The sequence below is a fragment of the Shewanella piezotolerans WP3 genome (assembly GCF_000014885.1).
Classification (GTDB): domain Bacteria; phylum Pseudomonadota; class Gammaproteobacteria; order Enterobacterales; family Shewanellaceae; genus Shewanella; species Shewanella piezotolerans.
In genome coordinates this window covers 5,000,538-5,016,740 of record NC_011566.1, presented here as the reverse complement: position 1 = coordinate 5,016,740, position 16,203 = coordinate 5,000,538, and the positions used below count along the sequence as shown (strand labels likewise).

The window sequence follows — 16,203 nt, the reverse complement described above, 5'->3', positions numbered from 1 at the left end:
CAATTGTAGGCGCGTTAACCTGGAAATAGTTATTCCCTTTTAAGTTACCGCAACAACGAAATGGGCTTGCATAACCCCTTTTTCGATGGGCGTTTCTTATATAAAAAGCATGGGCTTTACTCTGTGTTATTGATTTTACCAAGGGAGCGACCATCAGCTGCAATCAATGTCTCGCCTACATGGCCTAGTATGTTCCTGACATGCTAGAGGCATTCCCTCCATCCCTGGAGGTCAGATGTAGGTGCTTAGGTTCAGCATGCAGCAATGAACCTGTGACGAAACCCATTAAACTCCCACTGAATCCTGCATTTTCAGGTCGGATGGATATAACTTAGAGCTACAAATAAAGAGAGAGTTCAATATTGGCTTACATTGATAGTGTCAATGATAAGCCAAGATATCAATGAAGCTTATAAAATAGCACTTAGCCCTTTCATCAGCAGATCAGAAGTGCCAGAAGTGCCATTAGCATCAAGGTAGCCTTTAACGATATCGACCATAGGCGCGGCAAGATCTTTTGAGATCCCTAGCTTTTCGAAAGCATCATAAACCATCGCTCCGCCCTGTAATGATTCACCGAACCCGCCAGCCTTGGAAAGTAGACCAGACATACCTGAATCGTTGTCTAGCTCTGGCACAGCACCTAGTAAGCCGTCAATACCAGGAATAGAGTCTGAAATAGCGCTAAAGTCACTGCTACCCAGAGAAGATTGTGCTAATGATAGCAAGCTACCTAAACCACCTTCAGCTTGGCCTTGGCTCAACCCCAATTGTGACATTACACTACCCACTAAATCGCTTGATTCAGAAGGATTAGATACAGCGTTGGTAACTTCCGTTAGCGAGTCTAACCCGTGAGCGGTAACCTGAGTCGAGACAAGGCTAAGCATGGCTAGAAAGGTCGCAGTCAATAATTTCATGAGGGTCATCCTTTTAAGGTTTATCTGTTGCGGTTTTTATTAGTTTAACGGGTTTAACAGTTCGTTTGCAGTTTTTTTACTTTTCAGAAATAGTAAATACGTGATTTGAACTGTGCATTAATTACCAAATTTGGGTATCCTTAGCCTTAATTCGTGTTATTCAATTTCAATCTTTGGAATACCCTATGTCATTATCAGCCATCTTGACTCAAGCTTTTAATTTTTTTCGTAATAATATTAGTCAATTAGCCACGTTACTGGTGCCTGTATTGTTTATCCAAGTGGGTATACAGTTATGGTTGAGCCTAGAAATTAACGCTGCCGATCTTGAAAATCCGCAGTTTGGCGCTAGTCATATGGTCGCTATGATGGTGTTGTTGTTGGTTTTTTCCTTTCTTATCGCCGCTCTGACACTGTTTTTAGAGATCCGCTCGCAAGGACACAGTCCGAGTAATGCTATGATCTTAAAAACCAGTCTGAACTTTGTACCTACCCTTTTGTTGGCTGGTGTATTGTCTGGCTTAGCGGTAGTGGGGCCATTTATTGTATTGCTCGCGATTAACCCAATGCTCGGTATTATTGGCTTAGTACTAAGTATTTATCTATTTGCTCGACTCGCATTCGTTAACTTTATGGTAGTTGTAGAGCGGTTAACCCCCTTGGAAGCAATTAAGCGTAGTTTCACTTTTAGTGGAGCAATCACGCTGAAAACCATCACGGTATTATTAATCTATATCCCTATTTCTCTTGCTGGTGGCGTATTGGCACTGGTAACACAGCTAGGTGGCGTGCCGTTACAGCTTGTTGGCGAAGTCGTTGTGGCATTCTTCGGTCTATTTGTGAACGTAGCACTGTTCCGTTTGTACATGGTTGCGCGTGACGACTCTGATGTGCAGGGCAATCTAGAGCAGTAATCACGTTTATTGCCAATCAGCTTTATCACGAGTATTGGATAAAATGCTCGTGATAGAGTTCAACATATCACTGTGTGGCGCAGTTAGCGGCGTAGGAGCGTATCTTGTTAAACGATATAGAATTCGTTAATCAGTTTTCGGCAGAGCTGGGACAAGACTACCGTAAAGCCAAAAGCTTTGTTACTGATGTACCTACTCAGGCATTACTGCACGTAAGAAGCTTTAGTCATAAACTGACCAGTTTACTGGCTGAGAAACGTTCAATTCATTTTGAAAGCCCCAACCTTTATGACCGCATTGAGTTACTGAATCAACGTCGATTAATCGATGTAAAAACCACTCGAGCACTGCATAAATTACGCACGGACGGAAACCGTGGTGCGCATCCTGAAAAATATCACCTAACGCCGGAGCAATTACAGCAGCTTAGTCAGCGAGCGATTAAGAACCTGTTGCAGCTCGTGGATAGCTTGTTTAAGCAAATCACTGGTAATGCCTGTCCTGAATATTACTTTGAAGAGTTTGACGCCCTAGCGGGGAGAGATCTGTGTTACCGCGCAGTGATGGAGCGTGATGCCGAGTCACAATATTTGGTGGGGATGTCACTCAAGGCGCGGGCATTAATGCAAAGAGAGCAAGAGCTTGCTTTGCAAGAGCGTAGTGAGGACAGTGTAAAGGAGCGTTCTACTGCATCTTTTGAGCAAGCGAGTTACTGGTTCTCTCAGGCTGCTGAGCATGATATCAATGCACTCTTTGAACATGGCGTGGCGCTGATCCACGGTTACAGTGGTGAATTTGATATTATTGCAGGCGAACAAGCAATCGCCAAAGCTGCTGCGGCAGGCGTTGCCAATGCGATGGCGCTATTAGGTTACTTCTACTTAGTTGGTAGTCAACATTTTGCCGCCGATGTTGAACTCGCAGAGCAGTATTTAAGCCAAGCAGCAAAGCTTGAGCAATCTGAAGCGATGGCTAACTTAGGGGTGCTCTACTATCAAAAATCAGATTTGCAGTGTGCTTATAAATATATCAGCCGTGCGGCAAAAGCAGGTTTTCCACACGCACAGTTTCATCTCGCACTAATGTTAGCGCGTGGCGAAGGTTGCGAAGTAGATGCGATAAAGAGTGAATACTGGCTAGCGGAAGCCGCTGAGCAAGGGCAGATAGATGCGATGTTTTCGAGAGCTCAGACTATGCTGCATGATGATACTGGCCTTATAAAGGATTACACTCAAGCTGAAGCCTATTTACGTGAAGTCATAAAGTACGGCCATAGTGTGCCGGCAATGATAGAGCTAAGTATTGCATTAGCCGATGGTGTGTTGGGTCGCATCGATGTGGTTGCTTCAGCCTCTTTACTGAAACTTGCTAAAGAGCATGCGAGTAAAGAAGAGTTAGCGGTTATTGAACCTCTTTGGGCATCGCTAGAACAGCAGGTGTTATCAGTAATGCAGATGACAAGTTCACCACAAGAGAAAGAGGCATTGGTTAAAGCCGCTGAATTACTGAGTTAGAGGATAAGTTGTCCCACGTTTTCATCGGCGAAATAGCAAATGCAATCCATTACCGCAGCATAAATTAGTTATGCCACATCACTTCATTTTCCCAAATTAACAGCTATGAACCAGAAAGTTCAAACTGGATGTTTTTCATTTAAATTCTGCTATTAGCAGTATAGATTTTTGAATAATCGGTATTATTTGTTTTTTTTATCTAGCTAAATATTTTATTTAGCTAATTAGTCTGTAAAGTGTTTGGTACGTTTTTTATTCATCTGACTATAATTTCTACTTGTATACATTATGCATGGTGGGTACATTAGCTGCACATAAAACCTTGGAGCGCTATATGTCCTACTCAGCAGCTAATGAAGCTAAGTCAATTCTCATCTCGCAAGCTTCTTTTAAAAGCCAGAACATTGAGCTGAATCATTTTGCTGAGCGCTATGTTCGGTTGGTACTGGCTGTAGGACAACATGATGACCTTTATGTCGATGCTTATTTTGGCCCAAGGGCTTGGAAAGAGCAGGCCTACTGGCAGCCTTTAGCTACACTTAGAGCGCAGTTCGATGAAGGTTGTAAGTTACTCTGTATTCTAGGTGCTGAAAAGTTTAATGCTGAGCTACAAGCGCGGTATGACTTTATAGAAAAGCAATGGTCGTCTATTGGGGCTTACTTAGATTTATTGGAAGGCAAGCCGCTGAGTTTCGATGAAGAAGCCGCAAGACTATATGACTCCGCCGTCGCTGATTTCCAGCTAGATGAATTACAGGCAATACACCATGAGCTTGAGCGATTATTGCCTGGTGTTGGCAGTTTGCAAAGCCGTTTTACTGAATTTAAAAATAGTTACATTGTGCCTAAAGCTAGAGCCGCAGCGGTGTTCAATGCGGCGGTCGACAAGGCACGTGAGTTAACTAAATTGCAGTTCACACTGCCAGAAAATGAGAGCTTTGAAATAGAGTATGTGAATGACAAAGTCTGGACCGCCTACAACTGGTTTAAAGGTGATTACCATAGCCTTATTCAACTCAATCAAGATCTGCCACTGACAATTGATCGATACTTGGAGCTTGCCACTCACGAAGGGTACCCAGGCCATCATGTATTTAATGCTTTGCAAGAACAGCAGCTAGTAAAAGGAAAAGGTTGGTTGGAATATGCTGTTTACCCGTTATACAGCCCCATTTCATTCTTAGCTGAAGGGAGTGCTAATTACGCGCTCCGCATACTGATGACAGCCGACGAAATTATTGATTTTGAAAGTGATGTATTAATGCCTTTAGCTGGGCTTGATGCAGATATGACGTTATTTCATGAAGTCTTTGCGTGTATTAAGCGGCTGGGGTACTTCGAAAACCATGTCAGCAAGCTACTGACGAATAAACAAATTGATCAGCAAGAGGCGGCGCGGCTTTTGGTTGATGATGCGCTTTATACTCATTCGCGAGCTCAGCAGCGTATGCGCTTCTTTGACTGCAATCGTGCCTACATTATTAATTACAGTATCGGTGAAGATGCTGTTGCTGATTGGGTTGAGTCTGAATCAGATAGTAAAGCGGTGCATTGGCAGCGTTTTGAGGCCCTGCTATCAAGGCCTCGTAGTGCATCTGCAATGAAGGTTACTCGTTAGGATTGTGCTCGAAAGTGCGTCCGGTTCTTGCCGATTGAGGTGGACTGTCTTTAAAGACTGTATTGCTGAAAGCATCAGTTTGCTGATCGCTTTCTCTTTGGAATGTTTGCCCAGCTTGCTGTTTCTGGAAACGTGCTAGCTGGCGCTTTAAATAAACGCGACCAAAAAGGCTTAGTGTTATAAAGGTGATAGCGCCAAAAAGTAACAGGAAAGGCAGCGCAACTAAGGCTAGAGTCATAAAGGCTAAACCGATGACGAATGCTAACCAGCCGCGAGAGCCAGAAAATCGATTTTGCATGGAACTGTTTTGAAACTGGTTGTAAATCATATCTTCTCCGTAATGTCTTAGTTGTTAGCTTACACCATAAAGATGAATACTTACTGAATGAATAAACTAACAACCTTCATATTGCCGATAAACTAAGCAGATATCACGTTAATAAAGGTTAATCTTGATTAGGGACTGTTGATCTTTCGAGCTTAGTTCTTGTTAAAATAATCAAAGAACGGCGGCCAAAATAAACGTGAGAGATCAACTGCCTCTAACTTCCGCAAATTCTTTTAGGTCTGGGAGCTAAAAGCGGCCGAAACGCTGCGGCAAATTACGTTCTTAACCCATTGGTGTCCTGGGTCATCATCGTTTCTCTGATGCCATAACAACACATAAGCAAGTGGCATGAAATCAAAGGGAAGCGGTAGTTCTGCCAGCGGGTATAGCTTTTGGGCATGTTTAGCAAAGCTTGCAGGTAGAGTGAATATAAGATCACTGTGGGCGCAAATACTAGCAGCACCGTAAAAATCAGGCACTGTAGTGCTGATACGACGATGATGCCCTAAGTCGGCTAAGTGATAATCTAGTGCCCACCAGTCATTTCCTTCGCAGCGCACTTGCACGTGTGCCATTTCTAGGTAGATCTCTCGATCCCAATGACCTGCGGCTATCGCGTTTAGCAATGGATGGTCTTTTCGAACAAGGCAAACTTGTTCGTCGGTGAAGAGTGTTTGATGCGCAATTCCGTCGGGTAGCCTGTCTACCTGAAAAGCCGATTGTGGATGGAGATCACGTCCAGAGATGCCGAAATCTATCTGCCCTTGTTGGATTGCGAGTGTCGAGTTTTCGGTCCAAACATAACTATCGAGCTTAAGATTTGGCGCTTTAGTCAGTAACGGGCCAATAAAATAGGGAATGAGTGTTTCATATGCACTTTCAACCATGGCAAATGAGAATTGCCTAGTACTGCTAGCGGGTTCAAAGCTAGGTGGTAAAGTCAGTTGGTACAAGCTTTGTAGGCTTTGAGGTAGCATTTTTCCTAGCTGAACAGCGTGGGCGGTAGGCTTTAGACCGTGAGCAGTGCGCAGAAAAAGAGGATCGCCTAAGGTTTCACGCAATCTATTGAGACTTTTACTCAATGCAGACTGACTGACATGTAAACGGTTGGCTGCTCGAGTAACACTCTTCTCTTCAAGCAGTATTTGCAGTATCACCAATAGGTTTAAGTCGATTCGAGCCAAATTCTCTAATTTCATTAGATATTCCTCAATGGAAATTCATTATGGAAATAATGTCATTTCTGTTCATACCATAGTTTGATTAATATAGTCACGTTTCCAATAGTTGAGAAAGATGATGCGTCGTAACCTATTACCTATTTTAATGTCGATGGTGGTTCTTAGTCCTTTGGCTATCGATATTTACCTTCCTTCCATGCCTGCCATGGCGGCAGATTTTTCGGTTTCTGCTAGCCAAATCCAGTCGACTTTGGTGTTGTTCCTATTTGCCATGGGTACCGGGCAATTATTGATCGGTCCTTTAGCCGATAGATACGGTAGAAGACCTGTTGCTTTAGGCGGTATTATTCTTTATGCAGCAAGTAGTATGTTGGCTGCCGTAGCCGTTGAGTTTGAATGGCTGCAGTTTGCTCGTGTATTACAAGGTTTGGCTGCTTGCTCAACCTCGATTGTAGTTTTTAGTGCGGTGCGTGATTGCTTTTCTCCGAAAGAGGGGGCTCGCTACTACAGTTACCTTAACGGCATGATATGTGTCATTCCAGCATTAGCTCCAACGCTGGGTGGTTTGCTAGCCTTGCAATTTGGGTGGCGATCTACCTTTGTCTTTATGACGCTGTACGCTATTCTCATCCTAGTTTTTGTCGGCTATCGTCTGCCAGAAACTCGTCCTAAAAATACAGTCAGTTCGGGCCCACTATATCGTTGGGCTCGGTATAAACCAGTGATAGTTGAAACACACTTTTTATTCTATGCCTTTGCTTGTATGGCAGGTATGGCAGCAATTTTAAGCTACGTTTCTTATGCTCCTGTTTGGCTAATAGATCGTCTTGGCGTGTCAGAATTGACCTTTAGTGGCTTATTCGGCCTTAACGCTGCGGTTAATATAGTTGCTTGTTTTGCAGCTCCAGTGGTGATTAAAAAGCTAGGTAATCGTCCGACGGTTATACTCGCACTGGCTTTAATGCTAGTTGCAGCGACAACCGAAGTGCTAGTGCAGATATTCGGCCCTCAAACGGGGTTAGCAGCGGCATTTAGCTTTATGTTGCCAATGATGTTGCTCTGTATTGGCTTTGCGTTGTTATTAGGGCCTGCTACAAGTATGGCGTTATCTGCCTTTGGTGAAAGAGCGGGTACTGCTACTGCGATGTTAGGTTTCATTCAGATGAGTGGTGCATCGCTACTGACAGGCCTAGTGCAACAGACCAGTATTCCAGCGCCTTATGCTGTGGCTTTAGTTATGGGCGGTTTAGCGATCACCTTGCTCACTATGATGGCTATGTCCCGTTTCGACCATTGGCATCAAGAGCAACACGCTTATTAAACGACTTTAAAATTACAGTTAGATCAAGTTAACCGCTAACATTTAAACACCCTTTGACCTGCATAGAATAACCGTCTATGCAGGTTTTTTTTGCGTGAAGCTTAATGATAGACCATAGTGAATTGGTATAAACTAAGCATTACCAAGTTAGCGGAATGAAAAAGGTTTACACTCTTGTCTCGTCCAGATTGTCCTACGTGCCATTACCCATTAAAAGCATGTTTGTGTGCCTGTATTAGAAGAATGCAGGTAAAAACTGAGTTGATCGTGTTGCAAGATCCTAGTGAAGTAGGGCATGCCAAAAATAGCGTGCGTTTAATGGAGCTTGTGATCCCCGAAACACAGGTCTTTGTAGGTGAAACTGCGGAGGATTTTTCTGCATTAAGACTATATTTAGCTGAATCTAAAAAACAGGTCTATTTAGTTTATCCGTCAGAAAGCAGTGAATTAGCTAATAGCAGCTCACTGGATGAAGAGGTGATTCTTTTGCTATTAGATGGTACCTGGAGAAAAGCCTACAAGTTGCTGAAGCTTAACCCGTGGTTAGCGGATTTTCCTGCTCTACACCTAGATCTAGAGTCAGCCTCTAATTACACCATCCGCAAAGCAAGTCGCAGTGATAGCTTATCGACTTTAGAGGCGAGTGCGATGATGTTAAAAGTGATAACTCCGCAGCAAGATGTGACGCCATTGACTGATGCCTTGGCAGCATTAGTCGAGCAAAGGCTGGCTTCTATGCCTGTCGATGTGCGGGCACGATATAGAGAGAATAAATAGAAGTAGAATTTGTGAATCACGTCATCTATTAGTCAATAAAAGTCTATTTAGGTCACGCTAATCCAGTGACATATAGGGTTTAATAGACATGTAAGCTATTTTAGCTAACGTAAGAGGCTGCCTCATTCACAGCTTTTGCAGGGGGCGACACTGAATTTTTTCAGGTGATTGATGCAGCCATCTTTCCATGTGTTTTATCTCATTGTGACTGTTTAAGTTAGGCTTTTTTTAGCAGACATAATGATTCTGTTGCAAACACATCAGCCGTTGCAGGCCAGCCAAAATGGTAGCCTTGGCCATATCCATTCCCCATCTTAGCTAACAACTCTTTTTGCTCTTTGGTTTCGACACCTTCTGCGATATAACAGATATTCAAAGTCTGAGCTAACTGCACCATGGCTTTGCATAGCTCTTTTCCTTGAGGCTCATGTAATCGTTGTGCAAAGCTGGAGTCAATTTTTAAGCAATCAATTGGCAAACTGCCTAATCGACTTAATGAAGATAGTCCAGCGCCAAAATCATCGATGGCTATGCCGATATTGAGCTGTTTAAGTTCACTTAATACTGCAGACATCATGGCTGGTTTACGGATCAAGGCTGACTCTTCAATTTCGATAATCAGTTTATCTGATGGCAATTGGGTCTGTTGTAGTACCTTGGTGAGCATTGATACAAAATCTGGGTGTTCCAGTTGTGATGTCGAGATATTAACTGTGATTTTGAGTGTATTATTGTACTGAGTATGCCACTGAGCCATCTGGGTACAGGCTTGCTCGAGAGCCCAGAGTCCGACATTGACCATAGAGCCAGTCTCTTCCAGCAAAGGAATAAACTCACTGGCCTCCAGTATATCGCCGTTGCTACGTTGCCAACGCAGTAGCGCCTCAACGGCAATCACCTCGTTGGATTCAAGATCAACAATTTGCTGATAAACCAAACTAAATTGCCTCAAGCTTTGAGCGTGCCTCAGGTCGTTGAGTATATGAAGTTTTTTCTCAGCAGCTTCTCTGATTGCAGCGTTGTAAAAGCGAATATGGTTCGGGCTTTTCTTAGCGGAATACATCGCTGTGTCAGCCATACTCAGTAATTGATTTGCTTCGTGACTCTGTTGTGGGAATAGTGATATTCCAATACTGGTACTGAGGTAAAATTTCTGGCCATCGATTTCAAATGGCGCATCAAACAAAGAAAGCACCAGATCGGAGAAGGCTTCGATCTCCTGCTTGTTCTTACATTTTGGCAGTACTAAGGTAAATTCATCGCCACCGAGCCGAGCTATCTCAGCGTCTTCTAGGCAGCAAGTTTCTAGTCTTGCCGCTACTAGTTGCAAAACCTTATCGCCTGTTGCATGGCCAAAACTATCATTAATATTTTTAAAGCCATTGAGATCTAAAAACATTAAAGCACCAATCATGCTGCTGTGCTGTTTAATATCTTCAATCGCCTTATTAAGAATTTTGATAAGATGAAATCGATTGGGTAAGCCGGTTAGTTTGTCGTACATAGCTTGCTGGGTGAGTTTAGCCTCGAGTCGTTTTTTCTCGCTAATATCACTGAATAAATTGACGAAGTACACTGTGTTATCGGCATAAATACGACGGCAACTTTGCCAAGCGGGGAACTTTGAGCCATCTGAGCGATACTTCCAGACTTCGCCTTGCCAGTTACCTTTTTCTTTTAGAGGGTTAGCGTTGAGAGTGTCGTTGAGCATTGCTTCAAGGCCAAGTTCCTTGGGAGTTTTGACGAGCATATGTTCAGCGCTATAACCACAAATACGACACATGGCTTTGTTTACTGCCAAGATTCGATGGTCTTCATTAGTGATATATACAGCTTCTGCACTATCTTCAAGTGTTATCGACATTAGCTCTTTCGGGAGCCCTTCAAAGCCATTGTTTGAGCGAGTGCGACGTTTGCCCCTTCTATCCATTGGGGTAAATTGAATCAAGATGACATCTTCATCTCTAAGCTTTACAGGGTAAAGGGTCACTTTGGTCGGTAGCTCGTTCCCTTGCTGGCTAATATGTAGCCAGTTAAAGGCGACTATATTGCCTTTAGCGGCTTCGCGGAGCTTTTGTTGGCCGTGCTCGACACTATTTCTACCTGATGATTGTATTCTAGGAGAAAAATCATAGGGGGTTGCATGGACAAAATTTTGTTCAACACTTTCGAAGTAACTTAAGGTTGCTTGGTTGGCAGCAAGAAAATGGTAACCTTTTACAATAGCCAAGGCCGAAGGTGGCTCTGCACTACCTAGTTGAATAAGTTGCTCGGAAAGAGAAGGGGTGGAAGATGTCAGGTGAGAGTATAACTCTGACCACTTTTGCATATTCATTTTTCCCTTTCCTTCATAACATTATTCTAATCGTCAGTACCGATTAAAAGTGAATAAATCTAGCGTTTTAGATACTTTGTTCTATAAGTGTCAAAAATACCTTTATTTGACGCTTTGTACAAACTTGTTGTAACAAATTTTCGTATAAAATCAGTTTTTGATCATAAAAATGCTACGTAATAAGCAAGTTTGTGTTTTTTGTCGACTTGTTTAATTACTTGATTAGAGTTAGGTGTTACCAAGCTAATTGGATTGATACTTGATGACATATTACTAATTTTTATCGCCGCTTGAGCAATACCTTGCAGGTGAGCTTTTAACAAACATATACAGTGATTGGATAAAAGGCATGACGCATCAAATTAGTTTCGTGAGCGGGCCCACAGCTTAAGCTCAAGCTGTAACTTTTGTTAAGTTAATGTTGGGTGCTGGCGGGTGATTACGGTAATCTGGAATAGATTCAACAATCTTGAGGTGATTCGTGGGCCAATTTCGAAGCAAACTCTTTCTGCCAATCATCAGCATTTTCATTGGTGCTTTCTCATTAATGATGCTGCTGTCGTATGCTGTTGCATATTGGCGAGTGACTTTAGAAGTAACCTCAGATGCTGAACAGATGGTTAATTATGTAGAGCATAAACTTAACTATGCTATGCGTAATATATTTGCAGTTGAACAACTGCATTATGAGAGATGTGATGATAAAGGTCGGGCAGAGTTAGAGCGTTTTTTACTGCATCATTTCAACGGTGGACTGTTTTTCGTTAGGAGTAATAAGGCTAAGAGGTTTACTTATTGTTCGGTGGTTGGTGAGATCGTCGTTGCGAAAAAAGATCGTAATTTTGAAAACCTAATTTTGCTTGATGAAGTTAATCGGCAGTTCCCACTTGCGGTACTCAATTATAACTGGAAACAACAGGATAGCCGCAGCCTGTTTCTTGGCTATACAGGGAAGAGGAATACCAGCGCTATTCGTATCACGCTTGATGATGGTTACGCTTTTTTTGAACCTGACTGTACAAAATGTCGACATGTCGAGATTAAGCTCAATAATGACAGTTTGGTTTACTCAATGGGACAACCGTTGGAAGGCTTAATCACGACGATTCGAATTGAAAGTGATCGCTACCCTTTCTATGTTGCTTCTCAGGTAAACCGTAATCGTATCTTGGTTATGATGAAAAACGGCGTGGTATTTAGCTTACCTGTGTCATTGTTGGTGGCATTTTTATGTGCTTATTTGTTTAAATTACTAAAAAGATCAGAGCGGTCTCTTAAGCAGCGATTAAAGCGGGCTATTCGTCAAAGGGAGTTGATTGCTTTTTACCAACCTATTATGGATGCAGCGACAGGTCGCATAGTTGGAGCCGAAGCGCTCGTTCGCTGGCTAAGACCTAATGGAGAAGTGATCTCTCCTGCTCGCTTTATCGATGAGCTCGAACGTACCGCATTAATTAATCCACTAACGATACAGATGCTTGAGCAGATCCCCGAAGATTTAAAGTCAATATTTGCAAGTGATGGTGGGTTTAGATGCAGTTTGAATCTGGTTCCTGAGCAAGTTGAGCAAGAAGATTTTTGTCGTCATGTAGAGCTGTTAGCAGCATCTGGTTTTCCTACTCAGCAGATAGCAGTGGAAATTACGGAGCGCTTGCCTTTACGAAATTTAGAGGTCGCAAACCAACATCTTGAGCGGTTGAAAGCACTTGGGGTAATGATTGAACTTGATGATGCGGGAACAGGTTATGGGGGAGCCTCATACCTACAAGAGTTAAACATCGATATTCTTAAGATTGATAAACTGTTTGTTGATACCTTAGTGTTGTCGCCTGATAACACACCCGTGCTAGATGCCTATATACAGATGGCTAAGACTTTAGAGATGGAAGTGATTGCTGAGGGTGTTGAGAAGCAAAAGCAATCCTTAGCGTTACTTGCTAGGGGAGTTCACTTGCATCAAGGCTATTACTTCTCGAAACCTTTGCCTGCTGAAGAGTTTGTGCGTTTTTGGTTATCGAAACAAAACTAATACAATTCGGATGTAATGACTGCTTGATGATAAAGGTCGGCAGGAAAATGACTAAATAAGCCGATATTTTATGCAGCTGGTATAAGGTAGCATTAGCTAGCTGTCTGATTGCTATTTAAGGAATGATGAGTGACATTAGCTAAAGTATTAATGACTGTTCTCCTACTACTTGCTTTTGGGTTAAGCGCAGACCTACAGGCAAATGACAAAAGTGACCTGGCGATGCTAGTCGATAAGGCCGAAGAAGCAAAGGCACGTTCTTTGACAATCGAGCAAGAGCAGTTGAAAAAAGCACGGGATGCTGCCAATAAGACAGCTGAGCATGAAAAAGAGATGCTCGCCAAAGAGAAACAAAGAGATTGGCAAACCGAGCAAAGAAAGAAAGCTCAGCTGCAGTTCGATGAACGAGAATCTAGAGAAGATAAATACTTAAGGGAAGCCAAAGAGGCTGCTAAGCTAGAGCGGAAAATACCGGAGCCTTTATAACCAATATCTCTGAGCCTAACGGGAGAACGGTGTGGAACAGTGCCCTTTGTGTGGATGTGCTAATTCGGAGTTATATGATAGAGACAATGTTATACCCATCCGACCTGAAAATGCAGGATTCAGTGGGAGTTTAATGGGCTTTAATCACAGGTTCATTGCTCCATGCTGAACCTAAGCACCTACATCTGACCTCCAGGGATGGAGGGAATGCCTCTAGCATGTCAGGAACATACTAGGCCATGTAGGCGAGGCATTGAATGCAGCTAATGGTCGCTCCTTTGGTAAAATCAATAACACAGAGTAAATTATATAAGAAACGCCCATCGAAGAAGGGGTTGTGCAAGCCCACTTCGTTGTTGCGGCAACTTAAATGGGAATAACCATTTCCACGTTAACGCGCCTAGAATTGAACTAGCACAACACCTCTGAAACGAGCATTTTCAAGTGGGATGGGTATAGGCATTACCTGCGCTGTAAGACATGCCAGTTAGTTTTTGTTCCGCCAAAGTTCCATTAAAGTGTGATGGATGAAAAGGCTATTTACAATTATCATCAGAACAGCGCGTCAGACATGGGTTACAGGCAATTTCTTTCTCGCGCATTAGTACCGCTATTTTCACGACTCGCTAGCCAAGATCAAGGATTAGACTTTGGCTGTGGTCCAGGGCCAACTATCAGTGTTATCGCTGCTGAATCAGATATCCAGATCAGCAATTATGACCCGTATTATTGTAATGACATGGCGTTGCTGCAACAGCAATATGATTTTGTGACTACAACCGAAGTCATTGGACACGTTGCTGGTGCTTTGTGTTATACCAATTGCATTAAGTATTTGAGCAGTTCAGAGCCCCTCAGTCTTTTCAATTCAAAACGCATTGGTAAAGAAATGGTTATTCCCTTTTAAGCCAATGCAAAGAAGAAGTGGAAAGACTGAGGGGCTCACGTAGTGCGGCTGAGGTTAAACAAATTGGCAAACGCTGTATGCTTCGCTATGGGATTTGGATATACGACTAAATGGTCTATTTTGTTCCATACAAAATAAGACATTCCGGCCCTCCTTGGCGGTCAGATTTAGGAGGTACGAGACCAAGGATGGTCGAAGGTAGAATAATGCAGGAGCAATTATCGAGAGCGAAGCAGGATGCCAGAGCCGAGAATAACTATTAGCTCAAACCCTACTACTTGCCTGCAGCGTTTTGAATTCCCGCTGAATGGACAAACTTTTAATGCAATTGGTATTATTACGAAAGCTGGATAGTTTGCTCAAACCTGGAGCAACATTAGTGGTGATGACTAAGCGGGTTATTGATAAGGCCGCTTTTACTCAATGGCACTATAAGAGAGACTTAACACATATCTGCTTTTACTCAATAGAGACATTTAAGTGGATTGCTGACAACTATACCCGTTCTACCTGGAGATGCAGGATTCAGTGGGAATTTAATGGACTTTAATCACGGCATTGATTGCAACGAATGGTCATTCCCTTGGTAAAATCAATAACACTGAGTAAAGTCCATTAAAGCCCATCGCCGAAGGCTTTGTGCCAGCCCACTTCGTTGTTGCACTAATTTAAAAGGGAATAACCATTTCTACATTAATGCGCCTAGAATTGAGCTGGCACAATGCCTCTGAAACGAGCACCTTCAAGTAGAACGGGTATATAATTGGACGTTAGAGATTATCGACACCGACGTAGTGTTTTTTACCAAACGGATTTAAATCTGTTCCCGTTCAGCTGACTTTGATAAATGAATTTTGAATCAGAGTGGCTATTAATCTATTGGAATTTAAATATGTTAAATAGAATTTCTCTTTTCAGCTGCTTTATCGCTGTGTTGCTATTTAGTCACATAGTGCAAGCCAAACCAATCTACAACATAGAGTTTTTAAGTAAAACTGAAGCAACCAATTTACTGACATTGAATGATGACTTTGTTCAACGGGTGAGCCAGTTTGATATCGATGCCAGGATGAAACAAGGTACGGCTCAGTCAAAGGGTGATTACCTTGGTTTTGTAGCTCAGCAAACTTTAGATTGGACGCCGGAAGAACAACGGATCATTAGCGAGGCATTTAACAGTATTAGCGCTAAGTTAGCAGAACTAAAAGTGAGCTTACCCGATCCTATTCAATTCATTAAAACCACTGGGTTGGAAGAGGGCGGAGCGGCTTATACCCGAGGCCAAGCTATTATTCTACAAGCGCGACAACTGGCGAAAAAACAGGGGTTACCTAGGCTAATAGCTCATGAGCTACTGCATGTATACTCGCGTTATAACCCGCAGATCAAGCAAGCGCTATATCAAGCAATAGGCTATGAATATATCGGTGACATAGAATTTCCAACCAACTTGGCTAAGCAAAAGATTACTAATCCAGATGCGCCGGTAAATGACTTTGCAATACAAGTTAAATATAAAGGCGAGCTAGTGTGGGTAGTACCAATCCTATATTCAGACGTTGAGCAATATGATGCCGAAAAAGGTGGTGAGTTTTTTGATTATTTAACCTTTAAGTTTGTCATTGTAGGCAAGGAGGAGCAGGCGAGTAAAGCTGATTATGACCCGCAGCAAGCAGAAATCATTGCAGTGCCTGATCTTAAAGGTTTCTTTAAGCAAGTGGGGCGTAATACCAACTATATTATTCACCCTGAAGAGATTATTGCTGATAATTTTGCCCTATTAGTTACCGAAGAAACTGAGCTTAAATCACCTAAAATTCTGTTCAAGATAGAGCAAGTGTTAATGCAGCAGTGAATACTATTTTATCCAAAA

At 42.6% G+C, this 16,203-nt stretch carries 14 protein-coding genes; 10 read left to right on the top strand and 4 right to left on the bottom strand.

The genetic code is table 11. The features are described 5' to 3' along the window. Positions 1–410 precede the first annotated feature (410 nt). Entirely contained in the window at positions 411–920 is a 510-nt protein-coding gene (locus tag SWP_RS21255; protein WP_020914747.1) for a DUF2780 domain-containing protein, read from the bottom strand. A gap of 185 nt (positions 921–1,105) precedes the next feature. Here SWP_RS21255 and SWP_RS21250 point away from each other — a divergent pair, with 185 nt between their 5' ends. The 3 genes from SWP_RS21250 (at position 1,106) to SWP_RS21240 (ending at position 4,966) form a co-directional block, all read left to right on the top strand. Continuing rightward, positions 1,106–1,834 (top strand): hypothetical protein, encoded by a 729-nt coding sequence (locus SWP_RS21250; RefSeq protein ID WP_020914746.1) that lies wholly within the window; start codon positions 1,106–1,108, stop codon positions 1,832–1,834. 104 nt (positions 1,835–1,938) lie between these two features. After that, positions 1,939–3,348, top strand: a complete 1,410-nt coding sequence (locus SWP_RS21245) for a DUF4145 domain-containing protein (protein WP_020914745.1) — start codon at positions 1,939–1,941, stop codon at positions 3,346–3,348. 334 nt (positions 3,349–3,682) lie between these two features. Next, positions 3,683–4,966: a hypothetical protein gene (locus SWP_RS21240; RefSeq protein ID WP_020914744.1), complete on the top strand. Its 1,284-nt coding sequence runs from the start codon at positions 3,683–3,685 to the stop codon at positions 4,964–4,966. Here the strand turns inward: SWP_RS21240 and SWP_RS21235 are convergent. Together SWP_RS21235 and SWP_RS21230 are read right to left on the bottom strand one after the other, a co-directional pair. Next, complete coding sequence (locus SWP_RS21235) at positions 4,956–5,294, bottom strand: hypothetical protein (protein WP_020914743.1); 339 nt, start codon at positions 5,292–5,294, stop codon at positions 4,956–4,958. The genes SWP_RS21240 and SWP_RS21235 overlap by 11 nt on opposite strands. A 233-nt stretch (positions 5,295–5,527) precedes the next feature. After that, positions 5,528–6,493 (bottom strand): LysR family transcriptional regulator, encoded by a 966-nt coding sequence (locus tag SWP_RS21230; protein ID WP_020914742.1) that lies wholly within the window; start codon positions 6,491–6,493, stop codon positions 5,528–5,530. A gap of 100 nt (positions 6,494–6,593) precedes the next feature. Between SWP_RS21230 and SWP_RS21225 the strand changes: the two genes are divergently transcribed. Beyond that, positions 6,594–7,796 carry a multidrug effflux MFS transporter gene (locus SWP_RS21225; protein WP_044556582.1) on the top strand — a complete coding sequence of 401 codons (1,203 nt, stop codon included), beginning with the start codon at positions 6,594–6,596 and terminating at the stop codon, positions 7,794–7,796. 174 nt (positions 7,797–7,970) lie between these two features. Beyond that, positions 7,971–8,573, top strand: coding sequence for a tRNA-uridine aminocarboxypropyltransferase (locus SWP_RS21220; protein WP_020914740.1), 603 nt, complete (start codon positions 7,971–7,973; stop codon positions 8,571–8,573). 217 nt (positions 8,574–8,790) lie between these two features. Here the strand turns inward: SWP_RS21220 and SWP_RS21215 are convergent, their stop codons facing one another. Continuing rightward, the gene (locus tag SWP_RS21215) at positions 8,791–10,902 is read right to left on the bottom strand and encodes an EAL domain-containing protein (protein WP_044556581.1); all 2,112 of its coding nucleotides are present in this window, start codon (positions 10,900–10,902) and stop codon (positions 8,791–8,793) included. Between the two features lie 487 nt (positions 10,903–11,389). Here SWP_RS21215 and SWP_RS23120 point away from each other — a divergent pair, with 487 nt between their 5' ends. The 5 genes from SWP_RS23120 (at position 11,390) to SWP_RS21190 (ending at position 16,185) form a co-directional block, all read left to right on the top strand. Next, on the top strand, positions 11,390–12,937 hold the full coding sequence (locus SWP_RS23120) for an EAL domain-containing protein (protein ID WP_020914737.1): 1,548 nt from the start codon (positions 11,390–11,392) through the stop codon (positions 12,935–12,937). 129 nt (positions 12,938–13,066) lie between these two features. Beyond that, positions 13,067–13,423 carry a hypothetical protein gene (locus SWP_RS21205; RefSeq protein WP_228371089.1) on the top strand — a complete coding sequence of 119 codons (357 nt, stop codon included), beginning with the start codon at positions 13,067–13,069 and terminating at the stop codon, positions 13,421–13,423. A 523-nt stretch (positions 13,424–13,946) separates the two neighbouring features. Beyond that, the gene (locus SWP_RS21200) at positions 13,947–14,330 is read left to right on the top strand and encodes a methyltransferase domain-containing protein (RefSeq protein WP_052634194.1); all 384 of its coding nucleotides are present in this window, start codon (positions 13,947–13,949) and stop codon (positions 14,328–14,330) included. 307 nt (positions 14,331–14,637) lie between these two features. Beyond that, a complete protein-coding gene (locus SWP_RS21195) occupies positions 14,638–14,880 on the top strand; it encodes a methyltransferase domain-containing protein (RefSeq protein ID WP_143711219.1) in 243 nt (80 codons plus the stop codon). 342 nt (positions 14,881–15,222) lie between these two features. Next, positions 15,223–16,185 carry a hypothetical protein gene (locus SWP_RS21190; RefSeq protein ID WP_052634193.1) on the top strand — a complete coding sequence of 321 codons (963 nt, stop codon included), beginning with the start codon at positions 15,223–15,225 and terminating at the stop codon, positions 16,183–16,185. Positions 16,186–16,203 lie beyond the last annotated feature (18 nt).

Bases quoted from the DNA above. Each gene is read 5' to 3' on its own strand.
- SWP_RS21255 (WP_020914747.1), bottom strand. From the start codon at position 920: ATGAAATTATTGACTGCGACCTTTCTAGCCATGCTTAGCCTTGTCTCG.
- SWP_RS21250 (WP_020914746.1), top strand. From the start codon at position 1,106: ATGTCATTATCAGCCATCTTGACTCAAGCTTTTAATTTTTTTCGTAAT.
- SWP_RS21240 (WP_020914744.1), top strand. From the start codon at position 3,683: ATGTCCTACTCAGCAGCTAATGAAGCTAAGTCAATTCTCATCTCGCAA.
- SWP_RS21235 (WP_020914743.1), bottom strand. From the start codon at position 5,294: ATGATTTACAACCAGTTTCAAAACAGTTCCATGCAAAATCGATTTTCT.
- SWP_RS21230 (WP_020914742.1), bottom strand. From the start codon at position 6,493: ATGAAATTAGAGAATTTGGCTCGAATCGACTTAAACCTATTGGTGATA.
- SWP_RS21225 (WP_044556582.1), top strand. From the start codon at position 6,594: ATGCGTCGTAACCTATTACCTATTTTAATGTCGATGGTGGTTCTTAGT.
- SWP_RS21215 (WP_044556581.1), bottom strand. From the start codon at position 10,902: ATGCAAAAGTGGTCAGAGTTATACTCTCACCTGACATCTTCCACCCCT.
- SWP_RS21200 (WP_052634194.1), top strand. From the start codon at position 13,947: ATGGATGAAAAGGCTATTTACAATTATCATCAGAACAGCGCGTCAGAC.
- SWP_RS21195 (WP_143711219.1), top strand. From the start codon at position 14,638: ATGGACAAACTTTTAATGCAATTGGTATTATTACGAAAGCTGGATAGT.
- SWP_RS21190 (WP_052634193.1), top strand. From the start codon at position 15,223: ATGTTAAATAGAATTTCTCTTTTCAGCTGCTTTATCGCTGTGTTGCTA.